Below are 17,879 nucleotides of genomic sequence, written 5' to 3' on the forward strand. Positions count from 1 at the left end.
ATGTTTTAGTTTAGCGCTAACATTCTTTGAATAGGAAGTAAAGCTTTTTCGATGATTTCGTTATCCAAATGTACTTCTGGATTTTCATCTTGTAAACATTGATAGAGTTTTTCTAAGGTGTTGACTTTCATAAACGCACACTCACTGCACGCACACGTATTGTCTTCTTTTGAAGGCGCTGGAATTAATGTTTTGGTTGGATTATCCAATTGCATTTGGTGTAAAATTCCGGCTTCTGTGGCTACGATAAAAGTGTCGTTTGTACTGTTTTTCACATGATTCAACATGCCTGATGTCGAACCAATGTAGTGTGCTACTTTTAAAATATGCGTTTCCGATTCAGGATGAGCAATGATGGTAGCGGTTGGATGTTTTTTATATAAGTCGATTAATTTTTCTAAAGAGAATGCTTCGTGAACAATGCAAGAACCTCCCCATAAAACCATATCACGACCAGTTTCAGCAATTAAATACTTACCTAAATTTTTATCAGGAGCAAACACAATGGGTTGGTCTTCTGGAATGGAAGCAATCACTTTTTTAGCATTCGAAGAAGTACAAACTATATCGGTTAAAGTTTTCACTTCGGCTGTGCAATTGATGTATGTTACAACGGTATGATTTGGATATTTTTCTAAAAAGGCTTTAAATTCATCGTGTGTACATCCATCGGCAAGCGAACAACCTGCTTTTACATCAGGAACGATTACTTTTTTATTAGGATTGACAATTTTAGCGGTTTCTGCCATGAAATACACTCCTGCAAAAACAATAATATCAGCATCCACTTGTGATGCTTTTCGAGACAATTCCAAGCTATCACCTACAAAATCCGCTATTTCTTGAATGGCTTCTTCTTGATAATAATGGGCGAGAATAACTGCATTTTTTTCTTTCTTTAGAGCAAGAATTTTTTCTTTTAAATCCGTAATTGTTTTCATTAAAGGATGTTTTTATCTTTTATATAAACAAATTTTTTAAAGCTTAAGGAAAGTCTCTCCAGTATTGAATTCACTTATCAAATCCAAAAGGGAAGTCTCTCTAAGAGTTTTCTTCAAATTTTCACGTAATGGTTTATATTTATGATGAAATGGACAAGGTTGTTTGTCGGAACAATCGTGAAGTCCTAAACTGCATCGGTCAAATAAGTCATTTCCGTCGATAGCTTTTACCAGCTGGTCTAATTTTATTTGTTTCAATTGTGCTTTTTCAATTTCAAATCCACCACCATTTCCTTTAATCGATTTTATGATGTCGGCTTTTACTAAACGCTGTAATATTTTAGCTGTAAAAGGTTCTGGCGATTCAATTTTTCTAGCAATATCCCGAATACCACAACGTTTGCCTGCAGACGATTCTGAGGCAATGTAAATTGTAGCTCGTATGGCATATTCACAGGTTTTCGAAAACATATTTAAAATTTACACAAAGTTAGGCATTTTAAATCATCGAATTATGATTTTAGTCATATTCTGATTTATATCCTTTTCCGAAATAGATTGCGAATCGGGGAGTGGTGCAATGGTGTTTTGATAGTTTCTAAAGTTTTGAATGAAATAGGTTTTATCATAACCTAATTCTACTAAAACGTTTTGCATCGAAGCAATATCTTCAGGATTTAGTAAAGAAGAATGATACGTAGTACGAATTTCAAACGGAATCGTACTTTTCTGAAGCAATTCAAAGCAAGAAATGAATTGTGAATAAAAATCCGATTTTGTAATAGCAAAAAATTTCTCTTTGGTGCCTTTGAAATCCAAAGCTACATAATCAATAAGCTTTTCTTTAATTAGTTTTTCAAGTACTTTAGGCTGACTTCCATTGGTATCCACTTTAATTAAAAAACCTAAACTTTTTACTAATTTGATGATGAGTATAATGTCTTTATGAATCAAACATTCGCCACCACTAAACACAACAGCATCTAACAGATTTCTTCTGGTTTTTAAAAACGAAAAGATTTCGGAAAAGTAAAACAAGCCTTTCCCGAAAACTATTTCTGGATTATAACAATAATCACATTTCATATTACACCCTGCAAACCACAAGATACAAGCTGATTTATCAGGATAATCTAATAGGGTGAAGGGTGTAAAACTATGAATGGCTTTTTTGTTTAGAAAATCAAGATTTACATTCTCTAAAATGGGTACGTTGTTTGTGTTCACCTTTTTTTCCAATATTAAAACTTTCTACGGGTCTGTGATAGCCCATTACTCGTGTGTAAACCAAACATTTGGTTCTCTTTTCATTGTGTTGAAGCAAGGCTTCAGTGGTTTGTGTTTGCATAAGATGTTGTTTTTAAGGTTGCTAATAATTCTTCATCGCATTTAGGACAATATTCGTGTTCGCCATTTAAATAGCCGTGTTTCGGACAAACGCTAAAAACAGGAGTCACCGTGATGTAAGGCAATTTGAAATTGGTAATTACTTTTTTAACAAAATTGCGACACGCTTCTACCGAACTCAATTTTTCATTCATATACAAGTGTAAGACCGTTCCGCCAGTGTACTGACATTGTAAATTGTCTTGCAACAACAAAGCTTCAAACGGATCTTCTGTATAATCTACTGGCAATTGTGAACTATTGGTATAGTAAATATTTTCACCTTCTCCTGCTTGAATGATGTTGGCATAACGTTTCTTGTCTTCCTTAGCAAAACGATAGGTTGTACCTTCTGCTGGAGTAGCTTCTAAATTGTATAAATTACCTGTTTCTTCTTGATAAGCTCTCATTTTGGTTCGGATGTGTTCCAATATTTCGGTTGCGAATGCCATTCCGTAATCCGAAACAATGTCTTCTTTTCCATCGGTGAAGTTTTGAATCATTTCATTAATACCGTTTACGCCAATTGTGGAGAAGTGATTTCTGAAATGTGGCAAATAACGTTTAGTATATGGAAACAATCCTCTATCATACATTTCCTGAATGAAAACACGTTTTTTCTCTAAAGTAGCTTTCGAAATTTCTAACAAACGATCTAAATCGGAATATAATTTGGCTTTATTGCCTTTGTTTAGATAACCTAATCTTGCCATGTTGATTGTTACTACACCAATACTTCCAGTCATTTCGGCACTTCCAAATAAACCGTTGCCTCTTTTTAGTAATTCACGTAAATCGAGTTGTAAACGGCAGCACATGCTTCGTACGGCATTGGGTTTGTAGGCGTTTGGATTTTCAATTTTATTGCCGTTTTCATCATACATATATTGACTACCTATGAAATTCTGGAAATAAGACGAACCAATTTTAGCTGTATTTTCGAAAAGAATATCTGTGTTTTCTCCGTACCAATCAAATTCTTCGGTAATGTTAACCGTTGGAATAGGGAATGTGAAGGGTTGCCCATGCGCATCTCCTTCGGTCATAACCGTATAATAGGCTTTGTTGATGAGATTCATTTCCTTTTGAAAATGTTCGTAACGCATTTCGGTTATGTCTGAAACCCCTCTTTCTTTTACTCTTTTTATAAAATCTTCTGAAGCGATTCCTTTGAAAAGATGTTGTTCGTTTCGTGTTGGGATTTGCTCTTTTAAGTCATCAGGAACTACCCAATCCAAAGTAATATTCGTAAATGGCGATTGTCCCCAACGTGCGGGAACATTTAAATTGTAAACGAAACTTCGAATCGCTTTTAAAACATCTTCGTACGATAAATTATCTTTGAAAACATAAGGAGCCAAATACGTATCAAACGAACTGAAGGCTTGGGCTCCTGCCCATTCGCTTTGTAAAATCCCTAAAAAATTGGCCATTTGCCCTAATGCTTCTCTAAAGTGATTAGGTGGTCTGCTTTCTACTCTGCCTCGAACACCGTTAAAACCTTCATTTAATAAAACACGTAAACTCCAACCCGCACAATAACCAGTTAAGCAATCTAAGTCGTGAATGTGAATATCGCCATTACGATGTGCGTAGCCTTCTTCTTTCGAATAGACTTTGTCTAACCAATAATTCGCAATGATTTTTCCTGCGACATTATTCACTAAACCTGCGTTGGAATAAGAAGTATTAGCGTTGGCATTGATGCGCCAATCGGTTTGGTTAGTGTATTCTTCTATGGTTTGGGTGCTATCAACATAAGTGGTGTCATCATTCAAGCCTAATACGTGTTCGCGTTGAAGTTTTCGAGTATGACGGAACAACATGAAAGAACACATTACTTCATAATGTCCATATTCGTAAAGTGTTTTTTCAATTTTATCTTGAATATCTTCAACTGTCCAAGTGTCTTGATGTGTCAACAATTGGAACACGGTTTCAATAATTCTTAGGTTTAAAGTTTCGCTTACACTGGCAAAAGCTTTTGTAATGGCTTCTTCTATTTTGAAAGGTTCAAAGGGTAAATAGGTGCCGTTTCGTTTGATTACAAATTTGTCCATATTGCAGAATTTTATTGTGGTATGGAGCAAATTTAGATATTAAAAAGACTTTTTAGTCTTGTTTGAATAAATAGTAATCAACAAATTAAAACTTAATTTTGTTGATAAGTTTTTGGTTTAGGGATGGTTTGTTTTATGTTTAATTTTAGAATTAATAATTTTAAAAATCAAGTCAATTCAATTAAAAAAAATGAACAACAATCAATATGGAACGACAATTATTGAAAAATAAAAAACCCTGTAAAATCAATGCTTTACAGGGTTTTCTGTGGAGTCGGAGACTCTAACACCTATAGTATCATAAAAAATCAAAAACACTCAATAACCTGTTAATTAACAGGTTATTGATTTTTATAATTAATTAAAATATCATAAAATATTATTGCATAACTCAAAAACTGGGTGTAAATTTGGGTGTAACTTTTTCACACCCAATTATGGCAAATATTAAGCGTAATATAATTTTCTCATTAGAGAACAGAAAGAAAGATGGGATTCCTATTATTGATAATGTTCCAATTCGTATGAGAGTTATTTTTTCTAATAACAGGATTGATTTTTCAACTGGTTATCGTATTGATGTTGCTAAATGGGATTTTGAAAAACAGAAAGTAAAAAATGGATGTATTAATAAATTAAAGCAAAATGCATCTGATATTAATAGCGACCTTCAAAAGTATTATACTCAAATTCAAGATATTTTTAAAGTTTTTGAAACTAAAAACATTAATCCTACTGTAGAAATATTAAAAAAAGAATTTGTTGAATTAAATAAATCAAAGTCTAATGAATCTATCAGATCATCTAAAAATGATTTTATAATTGCATATGATGAATTTAAGAATGTGAATGGTAGACAAAAAAATTGGGCAAAATCTACTTTGCAAAAGTTTGAAAGTGTTAAGGTTCACTTATCTACTTTTAAATCAGATTTAACATTTGAGTATTTTGATGAAAATGGATTGAATAATTATATATTATATCTTGGTGAAATCAAGAAAATGAGAAATACTTCAATTTTAAAGCAATTAGGCTTTCTTAAGTGGTTTCTTCGTTGGGCTTATGAGAAAGGATATAATCGTTTAAATGCTTTTGAAAAGTTTAAGCCAAATATAAGAATTGTTGCAAAAAAAGTAATTTTTCTGACACCAGATGAATTAAAAAGCCTTCGGGAATTTGTCATTCCCGAACAAAAAAAATATTTAGAAAGAGTTAGGGATGTATTCATTTTTTGTTGTTATAGTTCCCTTCGTTATTCAGACGTATATAATTTAAAAAAAAGTAATATTAAAAACAATCACATCGAAATCACAACTGTTAAGACCGGTGATAGCTTATTTATTGACTTAAATGATTATTCTAGTGCAATTCTAAATAAATATAAAGATGTGCCGTTTAAAAATGACAACGCTCTTCCTGTAATTAGTAATCAAAAAATGAATGATTACATTAAAGAACTGGCTGAGCTTGTGGGTTTCGATGAACCTATACATGAAACTTACTACATAGGAGCGAAAAGAATTGACACAGTTACACCAAAATATGAACTTTTGAGTACACATGCAGGGAGACGAACATTTATTTGCTATGCACTTTCCATTGGGATTCCCATTCAAATTGTGATGAAGTGGACTGGACACTCAGATTATAAATCAATGAAACCTTATATTGATGTTATTAATGAGTTAAAGGCTAATGAAATGAAAAAGTTTAATCTCGTTTAGGTATGGAGTTAATTAGCCTAATATCTCAATATAATGAGGTAAATAAAATTTTTAAGAAAGTCATTAATAATGATTTTTTTGTTTTTGAAGACCACCAATTTGTTACAGATTTTTACAATAATTTTTGTAATATTATTGAGTTTGATAAAACTATATTGACAAGCATAACTGAAACGAATAATTACCAAGTTATACTGAACTCATTTCTAAATGAAATTGAAGAAAATATAATTATTTACAAAGACAATAAGTCTGTTTTTGATAATTACGATATTCAAAATATTTGTAATAAACATAATGAAATTTATGATTTTGAGATTGAATATCAAACTAGAGTTAAAAAAGAATATGAGATTGAATATACTTTAGCTAAAAAAGCATTTGATGGGACTTTTTATAAAGGATATACTACTGAAGAGATAGATGTTTTCAGAAAGCAGTACGAATATACTGAATCACTTTATTTACCCGAAATGGAAAAATTTCATGAATTGGTCAACAAAAAAGATGCATTAATTAAATTTACTCAGAAATACTATAAAAACATTTTTTCAAAAATATTTGAGTTAAGTAATAATTACAAGAATACTTTACAGAAGCATTTACAAAAAGCTGATGAAAATAAAAGTAATTATTTTAACATGACACTTATTGGAAATATATTTGAGGTTAGTAATGAAATTGTATTTGAGTCTTCATGTGAAATTGATTACTATAATGAGTTCAATTTGGTAAATTCATTTGGTAAATTAAAAATCATCAAAAATCAAAAAAATAAAGCGTATTATTTAGTTCATAAATTATATGAAACAATTGATTCAAAAAGAAAGGTAGCCTGGAGAATAGAAATCTTAAATAAATTAGGATTGAACTTAGATACTTACAAATCAAAATACAAGGAAATTACTCGTGATGATGCAGATGAAACTTCAAAAGACTTTGTGAAAGAAATTGACAATATATTTAAATGATTTAGAAGAAAATCATATCATACAGAATCTTAAAGACAACAAATTACTTAATAACCACTTCTCAAGCTATGGGAAGTGGTTATTTTATTAGGATTAATTAGTAAAATATTTTTGAAAAACCACCTTCATACCACTTCAATTACTATTTAGTTTTACACTGTTCGAACATCGAAAGCCTCTGTACAAGGCTATTGTTTAATACAACAGTTTATTATTATGGAAATTCAAGAATTATTAAAAAAGCCACTTTTTCAGTTAACTACAGAAGAGTTTTTATTTATCAATAATAAAACCTCTAACGAGATTACACCAATTAATACAGACCAAAATACTCAATCAAAAAAATATGTTTACGGTATAAAAGGAATTGCAACATTGTTTGGGTGTAGTAAACCAACTGCAAATCGTTTGAAAAAAAGTAAAAAGATTGATGCTGCAATTACTCAAATTGGTAGAAAAATTATTGTAGATGCCGATTTAGCCATGAAACTTGCAAAAGTTGAAAAGGGTGGGAGAAAGTAATTTGGTCTTATTGAAATCAAACTTCTTTAAAAAACAAAAGCACAATTGAATTCGCCGTTCAATCGTGCTTATACTTTGTAATCTCTTTGTATATCTGCGTTGCAAATATACAATAATTCTTCTATTGTATGAAAAACAAATCACAAAACGTGCTGTATCAGTCTGATATTGCATCAAATACCATATTTGATAGAATTATCAAATACATCAATTCTAAATATAGAATTCGGTTCAACACCATTTCTTTAGATTATGAGATAAATATCAATGGAAATGATAATTGGGAGTCGTTAAACCTTAATTCACTCTTAATTGAGTTAACCAGGAATAACATTGAAACCAATTACAATAAGCTCGAAATATTAATCAAGTCGAACCTTATTGAACGATATGATCCCATCAAAGAATATTTTTTAGAGTTGCCAAAATGGAATAATCAAGTTGATTACATCAAAAAGCTTGCTTCTTATGTAAAAACTAATGATGATGAAGCATTTGCCTATCATTTGAAAAAATGGTTTGCGAGAGCAGTTATTTGTGCTTTTGAAAAAGATAAAATAAACAAACATTGCCTAGTTCTTGCAAATGGTGACCAACACGCTGGAAAATCAACATATTTTCAAAAATTCATTCCAAAAAAGCTGTCTAATTACATTGCTGAAGATATTGGAACCGACAAGGATTCTCGGGTTAAGATGTGCAAGAACCTAATCATTAACCTGGAGGAATTATCAGTAATTGGAAAAACTGAAGTAAACTACTTAAAATCTCTAATCAGTAAGGTTTTCATTAACGAACGACTTCCATACGAACGCAGAGCTGAAAATTTACCTCGTATTTGCTCATTCGTTGGTTCAACAAATATGGTCGATTTCCTTACAGATGAAACTGGATCGGTTCGATGGATAATTTTTGATGTTATCGGAAGAATCGATTTTAATTACTCCAAAGAAATTGACATGGACGATGTCTGGTCACAAGCTTACTATTTAGCATATCATGACAAGAATTTTGAGCCGGAATTAACGCAGCAAGATATCATTGATAATGAAAAGAGAAATGAAAAATATACCAGCCTCACTATTGAGCAAGAAATGATAATTAAATACTTCGAAAAAACGGAGAATTTAATCTATTTCAATACATCAACTGAAATCATGACAAAACTAATTCCATTGGGATTAAAACTGAGCAGAGAGAAAATTGGTAAGGCACTTAGTGGTTTCAAATTTTCTAGGATAAAACATCCCCAAAAGCAAGTATATGGTTACTTGGCAAAGCCAAAGTTCAATATTAGTCCAGTTGAAATAATGAATAATTAAAAAATGTACTTACCTAACTTACCTACTTACCTAAACCCTTATAGAATATGACTTTTTTTAAGGTAAGTATATATAAATTAACCTACCTATACTTACCTAAAAAACTCAGGTAGGTAGGTAAGTATTAGGTAATTTATAAAAATGTTGCGAACACTTGAATTTACTGGTTTAGGTAAGTAGGTAAGTAAAAATGGCAAATACTTAGATAAAACTAAAAATGAACATAGAAAAAGCGAAGCAAATTCCTCTAGAATTAGTGTTGCAAAAAATGAATTATATACCATCAAAAACTATTGGATTTGATGTTTGGTATTCCAGTCCTCTACACGAAGAAAAAACGCCTTCTTTTAAAATCAATACTAAAATTAACAGATGGTACGACCACGGACTTCAGAAAGGCGGAAACATAATAGATTTTATTGCAATTAAATTCAATTATACGATTCCAGAAGTTTTAAAATTTTTAGAAAATTATTCTAATCAATCTATTTTTTCTTTTCAAAAGCAAAAAAATATTGCATCTAATTTTAGTGAACCTGAAAGTAAAGTAAACATAATTAAAGTAACTGGAATTCAACACTATGCTTTGAGAGAATATTTAGAAAACAGAAAAATTTATCATTACGAAAACGAATCAAATTTAAAAGAAGTCCATTATGAAATAAACGGAAAAAAATACTTCGGAATTGGATTTCAAAATAATAGTAATGGATTTGAAATTCGTTCCAAATATGCAAAAATTTGCATTGGAAAAAAAGATATTACTTTAATTGTAAAAGGTGATAAAAACAAAAAAACTATCCGAATATTTGAAGGCTTCACTGACTATATTTCTTTTAAGAGTTTAGAAAAAAATTCAAGTGATTATTTAATTCTGAATTCAGTAGCATTAATTAGTCGTTGTGAATTTTTATCAAACTACGATGAAATAGAAGTATATCTAGATTATGATTCTGCGGGAGATAAATATACGGAAATGCTGAAGAGTAAGTATTTGAATGTTATAGATATGAGGAGCTTGTTTTTTGGATATAAGGATTTGAATGAATGGTTAGTTAATGGGAATTTTAATTTAAAGGAGTGATTTAAAAATGATTTAAAGTAGTAAGTAATCGAGATGTGCCAATGTGGACACAAATTGCTCCGCATTTGGTCCAAATTAGCATCTCGTTTTTTCTCCCGATGGTCGCAAAAAGGAAGAGCAGAACTCAGTAAACATTCAAAAATGAAAAAAAATGAAAAACTATTTTATAAAATTCAGAGTCTCTAAAGTAGAATATTTGATAATAAAAAAGAAAGCAGAAGATAGTGGAATTAGTATTTCTGAACTAATGAGAGCATTAGCATTTAATTACAAATTATCAAGTAAATTAACTCCCGAAGAAATTGAATGCTATCAATTACTTTCAAAATACGGAGATAATTTTCGAAGAATTTCTAATCTTTTTAAACTTGGTGATACAACTGGGGTAAAAGAAGAAGCACTTGTAACAAGTAAATTAATTCGTGAACATTTAATGAAAATTAAATAACTATGATTGGATTAGCAAAAGCATGTTCTGGAGGAGGAACGCTTGGTAATTACGTTATGGATAAAGAAAAAGGGTATGAACTCGACCGAAATTTACTTTGTGGAGATAATCCAAAAGAAATTATGGAGGAAATCAAGTCTATGCAAGAATTAAATCAAAGAGCTTCCAATAAAACATTTAGTTTGGTTTTGTCACCTGATATTAAAGACGGTCAAAAACTAACAAATAAGGAATTAAAAGATATTACTCGTCAGTATATGGGTAAATTAGGAATTGATCCCGATAAACAGCAGTTTGTTGCTTTTGTGCACACAGAGAAGAAACACAAACACATTCATATTATTGCAAACAGGGTTCAAACCAATGGAAAATTAATTTCAGATCATCATATTGGAAAACGAGCACAATGGGCAGCGCATGAAATTGCACAAGAAAGAGGGTTAACTTCTGCCAAACAAATAATGATTGATAATGTTAAGAGTGTTGAATCACAAAAGGACAATTTTAAAAGTCTTCGTAAAGAGATTTTTAACAAACATGAATCAGTTATCAAAATGAATCCTAAAGGATTTAATGAGTATCAAAAAAGTATGGAGAAGTTAGGAATTAAAGTGGATACAGTATTTAATAAAAAAGGAATTGTTCAAGGGCATAAATTAACCGATAAACTTTCAGGACAAATTTTTAAAGCATCTGAAATAAACAGACATCTTGGCCTTAGCTCTTTAATGAAACCTTACACTCCATTAGAACCTATTATTAAAATTGCGAAGTTGATTGGTAAAAGCAATGATATGGGGTATTAAATAATAATAATTTAAAAAATTATGTCATACAAAAAAGCACAACCAAAAATTGCAGATAGTTTATCTGTATTTATTGAACAAATCGAAAACATAGAAAAGAGTACTGCTTCACTCCAAAAAATTAGCGATAGTATAGATGCTAAAATGGATTTATTTTATCAATATGAACCAAAACTTAATTTTGAGCCTTTGGAAACAATTAACGAAAAACAGATTAATTTAATTGTTCAAAAAAATGCTCAAATTGAAGCTGCAATGAATTTATACTTAAACAAACTAGAACAACAGAGAAAGCAAAAAGATTCTTTTTTCTATTATTTTAGTATGTCAATTGCTGTAATGTTTGCAATTACTGTTTTCTGTTCTTACTATGCTATTAGTAATCACTACAAAAAGCAAAAAACTGAAACTCAATTTATTCGTTTTCTTAATGATGAAAAATTAAAAGATAAATATGTAAAATGGTTGAACAATAAAAATTAATAAAACTTTATTCAAACTGGATTTTTTTTGTTGTATAAATTTTCAAAACAGATTCATATTCTTGTTCCGAAATTTGAGAGCTTTTTGAAAATTGTACTTCGAATAAATCAACGAAATATAATCTGAAATAGATAAGAATAAGAGTATTTAATTGGTTGTCTGATTGATAATAGAGCAACATTTTTAAGAATTCAGCTTGAATATTATCAGGTTTATTTTTGAAATGTTTTTCTATTTCCATTGTAAATAAAAACAATAAAACATCATAACTATTTTTGTCATCTAATATGGTATCAATGATTTCGCCTCTATCCTCATAGTTCAGATTGAGTAACTGAATTTTAAATATGTCAATTAATTTTGAATTCAGAACTTCTTCTGTTGATGTTCCAGTTTTGTTATTCTCAATAAAACTTTCTGACAGATTAGCATACCCAGAACTAAAGTTCGGAGTAGTAAAATCTTGAAACAATAAGTAGTTTAGGATTTTTTGAAAAGCAGTTTTACTGCTTTTTTTTGTTGCTTTTTCTTTCAGAGCCATAAAGTTATAAGTTTATGATTTACCTAAAAAGACACGTGGGCTAATTCCCCAAGCTAGTCACAGAGGTCCGACCAAGAACCCACACTACATAGCAAAAAGGAACGCCCACGCTTATCGCAGACGTTTCCACTTTTACTTCCTGTAGTGTTTAAAAATTTGGTCGATTTCTGTAACAGGAATTTTTAAGCGAAACGCATTATTTTGTTTTCTGATGTAAATTTAAGAATTCTAATCCAATTCTTTTGAAAGATATATCTTTCTTTTTCAACAATTGAAAAAATGAATCATAGGGAGCTTAAAAACATCAAATCTGCGGACTAATTTTTTTTATAGCCTTTTACGGTTTTCCACATTTTTTTATCAATCCCTTTATTTACTTTCGCTAAGAAAGTTCCTAAGTATTTTTACCTGGTTTCAAAATCAGGTAATTTTACGGGTTGTATGGGTGCTTTTTTTTCTTTATGTTTGGGGGATTATCGAATTTTAAAATACTTTTTCATTAAAGTTAAAAACCAATTAGTTACACACCATGTTTGAACAAACTTTTAAGAACGTAGACGACATATTACACAAAGATGCAGGTTGCGGGAGCGAGTTAGATTATGTAGAGCAAACCTCATGGGTATTGTTTTTAAAATACTTAGACGATTTAGAAGAAGATAAAAAAAATGAAGCCTTGCTAACAGGCAAAACCTATCTGCCTATTATTGCTCACGAATTCAAATGGAATACTTGGGCAGCTCCAAAAGACAAAGAAGGAAAAATTGACCATCATACCGCACTTACGGGTGATGACTTAGCCGATTTTGTAAACAACCAACTGTTTAATTATCTTAAAAAGTTTAAAACATCTGCGGAAAGTGCCGATACAATTGAATATAAAATAGGTGAAATATTTAGCGAATTAAAAAACCGCATACAAAGTGGTTACAACTTGCGGGAAGTAATTAACCGTATAGACGAATTACGTTTTCGTACCCACGCTGAAAAGCACGAAATGAGTCATTTGTACGAAGACAAAATTAAAAACATGGGTAACGCTGGGCGTAATGGTGGCGAATACTACACCCCACGTCCATTAATTAGAACCATTGTAAAAGTAGTAAATCCACAAATTGGTGAAAAAGTATATGATGGTGCAGTAGGAAGTGCAGGCTTCTTGTGCGAAGCATTTGATTATATGCGAAGCGCTAAAAACTTAAGCACTACCGATATTGAAACCTTACAAAAAAATACCTTTTACGGTAAAGAGAAAAAATCGTTGGCTTATATTATTGGGATTATGAACATGATATTACATGGAGTAGAAGCTCCTAATATTGTGCATACCAACACGCTTACTGAAAACCTTGCCGACATACAAGACAAAGACCGTTTTGATGTAGTATTAGCCAACCCGCCTTTTGGAGGAAAAGAACGTGTCGAAGTACAACAAAACTTTCCTATTAAAACAGGAGAAACCGCAAGTTTGTTTATGCAACATTTTGTAAAAATGATGAAAGCTGGCGGACGAGCAGGTGTAGTAATTAAAAATACTTTTTTAAGCAATACTGACAATGCCTCAGTAAGTTTACGTAAATTGTTGTTGGAAAACTGCAATTTGCATACGGTTTTAGATTTGCCTGGCGGAACCTTTACAGGTGCTGGAGTAAAAACAGTTGTATTGTTTTTTGAAAAAGGAATGACTACCGATAAAGTATGGTTTTACCAATTAAACTTAGACCGTAACTTAGGCAAAACCAACCCGTTAAACGAAAAAGATTTAGCCGAGTTTATAGCCTTGCAAAAAACCTTTGCCGATAGTGATAATTCTTGGAGTATAAAAGTAGCCGATTTAGATGCAACCACTTTTGACCTAAGCGCCAAAAACCCGAATAAAAAAGAAGAAACAGTTTTACGAGCACCACAAACCATTTTACAAGAAATGAAAACGCTGGATGCTGAAACAAATACTATTTTAAACTCAATTTTGGAATTGTTATGAAGCAAGGTTGGGAAATGAAAACTATTGGTGATGTATGTAAAAGTGCATCGTCAAATATTTCACAAAATAAGTTAGCAAATGATGAAGGTATATACCCAATTTTTGGTGCAAGCGGTTTAATAAAAAACGTTAGCTTTTACCATAGAGATAAACCATATTTATCAATTGTAAAAGATGGTTCAGGAGTTGGAAGAGTTACAAAAATGGAAGCGTTTACATCTGTTATTGGAACATTACAATATTTATTGCCAAATGAGGATATTGATTTAGATTATCTAAATTATACTTTGATGTCTGTTGACTTTAAAAAATATGTTGCTGGTGCCGCCATACCACATATTTATTTTAAAGATTATAAGAATGAACCTTTCTTATGGATGCCTTTAAAAGAGCAACAACGCATTGTTTCTATTTTAGATGAAGCGTTTACTGCTATTGATAAGGCCAAAGCCAACACCGAGCAAAATTTAAAAAATGCAAAGGAGTTGTTTGAAAGCGAGTTACAAAGGGTTTTTAGTGAGAAAAATGATGGTTGGGATGAGAAAAGATTAGGGGATATAACTTTAAAGATAGGAAGTGGAGCAACTCCTAAAGGTGGAAATGCTAGTTATAAAACTGAAGGAATTTCTTTAATAAGGAGTATGAATGTTCATGATTTAAAATTTAAGAAAAAGAACTTAGCTTTTATAGATGATATTCAAGGAAGAGCATTAAAAAATGTTACAATTGAAGAAGGAGATGTTCTATTAAATATTACAGGCGCATCTGTTGCAAGATGTTGTCTTATTCCAAAAGAAATCATTCCAGCAAGAGTAAATCAACACGTTTCTATAATAAGACCCAAAAATGAGATATTGAATTCCAGATTTTTAAATTTTCTGTTAACTTCAAAGTTTTATAAAGACCAATTATTATTAACAGGAGATCAAGGAGCAACAAGACAAGCAATAACAAAAGTACAATTAGAAAACTTTTTTATTTGTTTTCCAAAAACAATAAAAGAGCAACAAAATATTGTATCCAAACTCGATGCCTTGCGTGAACAAACTAAAAAGCTTGAAGCGTTTTATACTCAAAAATTACAGGATTTAGAGGAGTTGAAAAAGAGTGTTTTGCAAAAGGCTTTTAGTGGTGAGTTTTAGGAAATAAAAGGAAATTATGACTTGGGGAGAAGCAGAAATAAATCTAAGAGAAAATATTGTGATTAATGATCATCTTGCAGGATTTGGTCATTACAAGATTGTTGTGAATACACCTCCATACACTTTTAATAAAGTTGATGAAGCGTTTAAGATAAAAGTTGGAAAAAATAGTTATATAAATATCTCTTTATTGATGTTGCAATTACTGTTTGAAGAGAGTTTAACAAATAACAATATATATAACAGAAATGTTTTTAAAAAAATATATCCTCATGAATATGAAGTTAAACCTTGTTATGTTCATTCTGTTGGAAAATTGTTTGTAAAAGCAAATATTGCAGTTCAACTTAATAGTAGAAATTATAGAATTTTATGATAAAACACAACGAAATAGTAGATATAGAGGCAGAAAATCCTTTTGGTAAATGTCAATTGGATAGGAAAAAATATGCAGATGTTTTAACCAACATTGTTTCTACTTATGCAGATGGGTTTGTGTTAGCAATCAACAATAAATGGGGTACAGGTAAAACTACATTTATTAGAATGTGGAACCAAGATTTAAAAGATAATGGTTTTCAAACAGTTCTTTTTAATGCTTGGGAAAATGATTTTGAGAATAACGCTTTGACTGCATTAATGGGAGAATTAAAAACATTGACCAAAAAAGATGTAGTCAATCCTAATTTTGAAAATGCCTTAAAAAACGCAGCAATTTTCACAAAAAATCTTGCCCCTGTTTTAGTTAAAGCTGTTGTAAAAAAATACGTTGGTGAAACTTATGAAGACATAGCAGAAGGGGTTGGAAAAAGTTTAGGAGATATTTTCGAGAAAGATGTAAATGAATATGCAAATAAAAAGAAAAGTATAAAGGAATTTAGAGAAAGTTTATCCAAGTTTATTGCTGATACCTGGAAAGATAAACCTGTTATTTTTATTATTGATGAATTAGACCGTTGTCGCCCAGATTATGCGGTTTCAATTTTAGAGCAGATTAAGCATTTCTTTTCAATACCAAACATCGTTTTTGTTTTATCTATTGACAAGGAGCAATTAGGTCACGCGGTTAGAGGTGTTTATGGCAGTGAGTTTATTGATGCAGATGAGTATTTGAGACGTTTTATAGATATTGAGTATTCTATCCCTGAACCAGATACAGTTAAATATGTAAAGTATTTATATAATTATTATGGTTATGAAACATTCTTTAGACAAGAACAAAGATTAAGACTCCATAATAATCACTATGAGTTTGCTGAAGAAGTAAATAATTTTATAAAAATTACAATTTTAATTTTTAAACATCTTAAAATTTCATTAAGACAACAAGAAAAAATACTATCTAACGCAAGGCTCTCTTTGAAATCATTTGTATTTAATAGCCATCTATACCCACAAATTTTTGTTTTTTTTAATATTATAAAGTATACAGATAGAGAATTTTATTATAAAATTAGAAACAAAGTTTTGACCGTAAATGAACTTCAAAATGAATTTGCTAATCTTTTTAAATCTAAATTAACTAAAGAAGAAAATACATTACTTATCAAAGTTGAAAGTTTTTTAGTCCATTTTTATAATAATTATTACCAACCTAATGGCAATGATAATTTATTAGCTTTAAATGTAGAATTCAGGTTATATGAGTTAAAAATTCAATCTAAATTTGAAGATTATTCAGGTCAACAATCAATATTTTTAAAAAATCTTATTTATCTTAACGATCAAGCATATGGAAGTGGAGAATTTTTAGAAAATGTTTTAAATAAGATTGAATTACTAGAAGGATTTAAAGAATGAGATTAAACAAACTTGATTAAACGTTAAAATATTTAAAAAAAATAAACCTGTAAGTTGATTTTATGGAAATAGTTAGTACATTTGCAGTTGTAGAAGAAAGTTTATATTCTGTTCTATATGATACAGAAATAAACGCTGTAGATGATAATGGAGTAACTATTCCAGTAGAACAATTACATGAATTTAGAAGATTGTTTTACTTTTGGAATGACCCTGTAAGACTGAGAGCATTTTTTGAGGAACATGAAGAGGACTTAAAAGAGGCTTACTGGGAAGGAATTACAATTGATGAAGCCATTGAAAAAACTAGAAAAGAAGCAAAAAAATTAGAAGCTATTCTCATTGAATATGCAGAACATGGAAAAACTACACGCCACAAAAATTTGTCGATGTTATTCAAGCCTTTATCGGATGGAAAGTTTGAAAAGGAATTTGAAAAAGATAAAGTAAAAGTAGATGGCAAAAAAACTTGGATAAGACTATATGCCATTAGAATTGATGCAAACTTATTTGTAGTTTGCGGAGGAGCTATAAAGCTCCGAAAAACACTAAACGATAGAACTTATTTACTTAATGAATTAGAAAAACTAAAAATAACACGTAGTTATCTTATGGATGAAGATAATGATGAGTTAGAATTGTTTGAACTAATAGTAAACTAAATT

19 protein-coding genes are annotated in these 17,879 nt (G+C 30.5%); 13 read left to right on the forward strand and 6 right to left on the reverse strand.

Annotated features, from left to right (window positions below; all coding sequences use genetic code 11):
- Positions 1 to 5: 5 nt before the first annotated feature.
- The 5 genes from nadA to AAEO58_RS09950 are packed head-to-tail and all read right to left on the reverse strand — an operon-like array spanning position 6 to position 4,387.
- Entirely contained in the window at positions 6 to 941 is a 936-nt protein-coding gene (gene nadA, locus AAEO58_RS09930) for a quinolinate synthase NadA (RefSeq protein WP_341683255.1), read from the reverse strand.
- A gap of 36 nt (positions 942 to 977) precedes the next feature.
- Positions 978 to 1,412: an RrF2 family transcriptional regulator gene (locus tag AAEO58_RS09935; RefSeq protein ID WP_264549169.1), complete on the reverse strand. Its 435-nt coding sequence runs from the start codon at positions 1,410 to 1,412 to the stop codon at positions 978 to 980.
- Positions 1,413 to 1,445: 33 nt separating this feature from the next.
- Positions 1,446 to 2,168: an anaerobic ribonucleoside-triphosphate reductase activating protein gene (locus AAEO58_RS09940; RefSeq protein ID WP_341683256.1), complete on the reverse strand. Its 723-nt coding sequence runs from the start codon at positions 2,166 to 2,168 to the stop codon at positions 1,446 to 1,448.
- A complete protein-coding gene (gene nrdD, locus AAEO58_RS09945; RefSeq protein ID WP_111567273.1) occupies positions 2,125 to 2,289 on the reverse strand; it encodes an anaerobic ribonucleoside-triphosphate reductase in 165 nt (54 codons plus the stop codon). Before nrdD ends, AAEO58_RS09940 begins: the two co-directional genes overlap by 44 nt.
- Entirely contained in the window at positions 2,270 to 4,387 is a 2,118-nt protein-coding gene (locus AAEO58_RS09950) for a ribonucleoside triphosphate reductase (protein ID WP_341683257.1), read from the reverse strand. Before AAEO58_RS09950 ends, nrdD begins: the two co-directional genes overlap by 20 nt.
- Positions 4,388 to 4,824: 437 nt before the next feature.
- Here AAEO58_RS09950 and AAEO58_RS09955 point away from each other — a divergent pair, with 437 nt between their 5' ends.
- The 8 genes from AAEO58_RS09955 (at position 4,825) to AAEO58_RS09990 (ending at position 11,747) form a co-directional block, all read left to right on the forward strand.
- Positions 4,825 to 6,111 carry a site-specific integrase gene (locus tag AAEO58_RS09955; RefSeq protein WP_341683258.1) on the forward strand — a complete coding sequence of 429 codons (1,287 nt, stop codon included), beginning with the start codon at positions 4,825 to 4,827 and terminating at the stop codon, positions 6,109 to 6,111.
- Between the two features lie 2 nt (positions 6,112 to 6,113).
- The gene (locus AAEO58_RS09960; protein WP_341683259.1) at positions 6,114 to 7,082 is read left to right on the forward strand and encodes a hypothetical protein; all 969 of its coding nucleotides are present in this window, start codon (positions 6,114 to 6,116) and stop codon (positions 7,080 to 7,082) included.
- Between the two features lie 216 nt (positions 7,083 to 7,298).
- Positions 7,299 to 7,604, forward strand: a complete 306-nt coding sequence (locus tag AAEO58_RS09965; RefSeq protein ID WP_264369822.1) for a DUF3853 family protein — start codon at positions 7,299 to 7,301, stop codon at positions 7,602 to 7,604.
- Positions 7,605 to 7,732: 128 nt separating this feature from the next.
- Entirely contained in the window at positions 7,733 to 8,926 is a 1,194-nt protein-coding gene (locus AAEO58_RS09970; RefSeq protein ID WP_341683260.1) for a VapE domain-containing protein, read from the forward strand.
- Between the two features lie 217 nt (positions 8,927 to 9,143).
- The gene (locus tag AAEO58_RS09975; protein WP_341683261.1) at positions 9,144 to 10,010 is read left to right on the forward strand and encodes a toprim domain-containing protein; all 867 of its coding nucleotides are present in this window, start codon (positions 9,144 to 9,146) and stop codon (positions 10,008 to 10,010) included.
- A gap of 151 nt (positions 10,011 to 10,161) precedes the next feature.
- Positions 10,162 to 10,458, forward strand: coding sequence for a plasmid mobilization protein (locus AAEO58_RS09980; protein ID WP_322549009.1), 297 nt, complete (start codon positions 10,162 to 10,164; stop codon positions 10,456 to 10,458).
- A 2-nt stretch (positions 10,459 to 10,460) separates the two neighbouring features.
- Positions 10,461 to 11,264: a relaxase/mobilization nuclease domain-containing protein gene (locus tag AAEO58_RS09985; protein WP_341683262.1), complete on the forward strand. Its 804-nt coding sequence runs from the start codon at positions 10,461 to 10,463 to the stop codon at positions 11,262 to 11,264.
- Between the two features lie 21 nt (positions 11,265 to 11,285).
- Positions 11,286 to 11,747 carry a hypothetical protein gene (locus tag AAEO58_RS09990; protein WP_341683263.1) on the forward strand — a complete coding sequence of 154 codons (462 nt, stop codon included), beginning with the start codon at positions 11,286 to 11,288 and terminating at the stop codon, positions 11,745 to 11,747.
- Between the two features lie 7 nt (positions 11,748 to 11,754).
- Here the strand turns inward: AAEO58_RS09990 and AAEO58_RS09995 are convergent, their stop codons facing one another.
- Complete coding sequence (locus AAEO58_RS09995; protein ID WP_341683264.1) at positions 11,755 to 12,288, reverse strand: hypothetical protein; 534 nt, start codon at positions 12,286 to 12,288, stop codon at positions 11,755 to 11,757.
- A gap of 529 nt (positions 12,289 to 12,817) precedes the next feature.
- Here AAEO58_RS09995 and AAEO58_RS10000 point away from each other — a divergent pair.
- From AAEO58_RS10000 to AAEO58_RS10020, 5 genes are all read left to right on the forward strand, one after another.
- Positions 12,818 to 14,272, forward strand: a complete 1,455-nt coding sequence (locus AAEO58_RS10000; RefSeq protein WP_341683265.1) for a class I SAM-dependent DNA methyltransferase — start codon at positions 12,818 to 12,820, stop codon at positions 14,270 to 14,272.
- Positions 14,269 to 15,414, forward strand: coding sequence for a restriction endonuclease subunit S (locus AAEO58_RS10005; RefSeq protein ID WP_341683266.1), 1,146 nt, complete (start codon positions 14,269 to 14,271; stop codon positions 15,412 to 15,414). The genes AAEO58_RS10000 and AAEO58_RS10005 overlap by 4 nt, the downstream gene beginning before the upstream one ends.
- Before the next feature lie 16 nt (positions 15,415 to 15,430).
- Positions 15,431 to 15,790, forward strand: a complete 360-nt coding sequence (locus AAEO58_RS10010; protein WP_341683267.1) for a hypothetical protein — start codon at positions 15,431 to 15,433, stop codon at positions 15,788 to 15,790.
- Positions 15,787 to 17,214 (forward strand): KAP family P-loop NTPase fold protein, encoded by a 1,428-nt coding sequence (locus AAEO58_RS10015; protein WP_341683268.1) that lies wholly within the window; start codon positions 15,787 to 15,789, stop codon positions 17,212 to 17,214. Before AAEO58_RS10010 ends, AAEO58_RS10015 begins: the two co-directional genes overlap by 4 nt.
- 62 nt (positions 17,215 to 17,276) lie before the next feature.
- Positions 17,277 to 17,876 (forward strand): hypothetical protein, encoded by a 600-nt coding sequence (locus AAEO58_RS10020; RefSeq protein ID WP_341683269.1) that lies wholly within the window; start codon positions 17,277 to 17,279, stop codon positions 17,874 to 17,876.
- The last annotated feature ends 3 nt before the right edge of the window (positions 17,877 to 17,879 follow it).

It is taken from the genome of Flavobacterium helocola, from assembly GCF_038289885.1.
Lineage (GTDB): Bacteria > Bacteroidota > Bacteroidia > Flavobacteriales > Flavobacteriaceae > Flavobacterium > Flavobacterium cheniae.

Coding starts and splice junctions, on each gene's coding strand:
- AAEO58_RS10000 (WP_341683265.1), top strand. CDS start 12,818: ATGTTTGAACAAACTTTTAAGAACGTAGACGACATATTACACAAAGAT.
- AAEO58_RS09960 (WP_341683259.1), top strand. CDS start 6,114: ATGGAGTTAATTAGCCTAATATCTCAATATAATGAGGTAAATAAAATT.
- AAEO58_RS10010 (WP_341683267.1), top strand. CDS start 15,431: ATGACTTGGGGAGAAGCAGAAATAAATCTAAGAGAAAATATTGTGATT.
- AAEO58_RS09985 (WP_341683262.1), top strand. CDS start 10,461: ATGATTGGATTAGCAAAAGCATGTTCTGGAGGAGGAACGCTTGGTAAT.
- AAEO58_RS09965 (WP_264369822.1), top strand. CDS start 7,299: ATGGAAATTCAAGAATTATTAAAAAAGCCACTTTTTCAGTTAACTACA.
- nadA (WP_341683255.1), bottom strand. CDS start 941: ATGAAAACAATTACGGATTTAAAAGAAAAAATTCTTGCTCTAAAGAAA.
- AAEO58_RS10015 (WP_341683268.1), top strand. CDS start 15,787: ATGATAAAACACAACGAAATAGTAGATATAGAGGCAGAAAATCCTTTT.
- AAEO58_RS10020 (WP_341683269.1), top strand. CDS start 17,277: ATGGAAATAGTTAGTACATTTGCAGTTGTAGAAGAAAGTTTATATTCT.
- AAEO58_RS09955 (WP_341683258.1), top strand. CDS start 4,825: ATGGCAAATATTAAGCGTAATATAATTTTCTCATTAGAGAACAGAAAG.
- AAEO58_RS09935 (WP_264549169.1), bottom strand. CDS start 1,412: ATGTTTTCGAAAACCTGTGAATATGCCATACGAGCTACAATTTACATT.
- AAEO58_RS09980 (WP_322549009.1), top strand. CDS start 10,162: ATGAAAAACTATTTTATAAAATTCAGAGTCTCTAAAGTAGAATATTTG.
- AAEO58_RS09970 (WP_341683260.1), top strand. CDS start 7,733: ATGAAAAACAAATCACAAAACGTGCTGTATCAGTCTGATATTGCATCA.
- AAEO58_RS10005 (WP_341683266.1), top strand. CDS start 14,269: ATGAAGCAAGGTTGGGAAATGAAAACTATTGGTGATGTATGTAAAAGT.
- AAEO58_RS09995 (WP_341683264.1), bottom strand. CDS start 12,288: ATGGCTCTGAAAGAAAAAGCAACAAAAAAAAGCAGTAAAACTGCTTTT.
- AAEO58_RS09975 (WP_341683261.1), top strand. CDS start 9,144: ATGAACATAGAAAAAGCGAAGCAAATTCCTCTAGAATTAGTGTTGCAA.
- AAEO58_RS09990 (WP_341683263.1), top strand. CDS start 11,286: ATGTCATACAAAAAAGCACAACCAAAAATTGCAGATAGTTTATCTGTA.
- nrdD (WP_111567273.1), bottom strand. CDS start 2,289: ATGCAAACACAAACCACTGAAGCCTTGCTTCAACACAATGAAAAGAGA.
- AAEO58_RS09950 (WP_341683257.1), bottom strand. CDS start 4,387: ATGGACAAATTTGTAATCAAACGAAACGGCACCTATTTACCCTTTGAA.